At 54.3% G+C, this 1,597-nt stretch carries 1 protein-coding gene; it reads left to right on the forward strand.

The window, feature by feature from the left end:
- Window positions 1-1,597: non-ribosomal peptide synthetase (locus QLH52_RS24495; protein ID WP_319963281.1), on the forward strand; the 1,597-nt coding region annotated here is incomplete at both ends.

Genomic DNA, 1,597 nt, shown 5'->3' on the forward strand with positions numbered 1-1,597 from the left:
CTTTGAAGAGCAAAACCTGACCTACACCGAACTGAATGCCCGCGCCAATCAGTTAGCACATTATCTGATTGAGCAAGGCGTCGGCCCTGAGGTACTGGTCGGCATCTGCATGGAACGCTCACTGGACATGGTGATTGGGTTGCTCGGCATTCTCAAGGCTGGTGGCGCTTATGTGCCCCTCGATCCGCATTACCCTCAAGAACGTCTACTGTTCATGCTGGATGACATCGCACCAATTGTGGTATTGACCCAAGCCAAATTCGCTAATTTCGCTTTTGGTAACTCCCATGTTTTTATCCTTGACTCCGATTGGACGAGGATAGGAACTTATTCAACAGTCAATCCGTATATCATCATAAAGCCAGAAAATCTAGCCTATTGCATCTACACCTCAGGTTCGACCGGCCAGCCAAAAGGTGCCGGCGTACCGCATCAAGGCATTTTGAATCGCTTGCAATGGATGCAAGCCGAGTACGGATTGAACTGCACGGATGCTGTGTTGCAAAAAACCCCGTACAGCTTTGACGTCTCGGTTTGGGAGTTCTTTTGGCCGCTGATGACCGGTGCCCGTCTGATCGTCGCTCCGCCGGAACTGCACAAAGACAGTCAAGGCTTGATCGATCTAATCCAGAGCGCAGGCATCACCACCGTCCACTTTGTCCCGTCGATGCTGCTTGCCTTCGTCGACACACCTGGCGCCGAACACTGCACCAGCCTGAAACGGGTAATCTGCAGCGGCGAAGCGTTGTCCGCCGACTTGGTACAACGCTTCCAGCAAAAATTGCCGGCCGGGTTGCACAATCTATACGGCCCAACTGAAGCCTCGGTCGACGTCAGTTACTGGGCTTGCCCGATGGAGTGTAGAGCAACGGAAATCCCGATCGGCAAACCCATTGCCAATCTCCGCCTGTATATTCTCGACCGTAGCCTGAACCCGGTGCCGATTGGCACGCCCGGCGAACTGCACATTGGAGGCATCGGATTAGGCCGAGGCTATTTGAACCAGCCCGATCTGACCGCCGAAAAATTCATTCCCGATCCGTTCGGTCAACCCGGAAGCCGTTTATACAAAACCGGGGATCTGGTGCGCTACCGCCAAGACGGCAACATCGACTACCTGGGCCGGATCGACCACCAAGTCAAGATCCGGGGTTTTCGGATCGAACTGGGCGAAATCGAAGCCCAATTGCTGAAGCAAGTGGACGTCAAAGACGCTGTAGTGGTTGCAAGGGAAGACCAACCCGGCGACAAGCGTTTGGTGGCTTACGTCGTCCCTCAAGCGGAGGCAACCGAGGCCGAGCAAGCCATCGTCGAGCGCCTTAAAGTCACACTCAGACAACACCTACCGGACTACATGGTGCCAAGCGCCTTCGTGGTGTTGGAAGCCATGCCGCTGTCTGCTAACGGCAAGCTGGATAGAAAGCAATTGCCGGCACCGGACTTGAGCGAACAACTGAAAAAAACTTACGTCGCACCGCGTACCAATACCGAGCGAGTCTTGGCCGAGATTTGGCAAGAGGTTTTGGGTGTCGAGCAGGTAGGCATCGAAGACGATTTCTTCGAATTGGGCGGACATTCCTTGTTGGCCACGCAACTG

The organism is Methylomonas defluvii, from assembly GCF_033949435.1.
Classification (GTDB): domain Bacteria; phylum Pseudomonadota; class Gammaproteobacteria; order Methylococcales; family Methylomonadaceae; genus Methylomonas; species Methylomonas defluvii.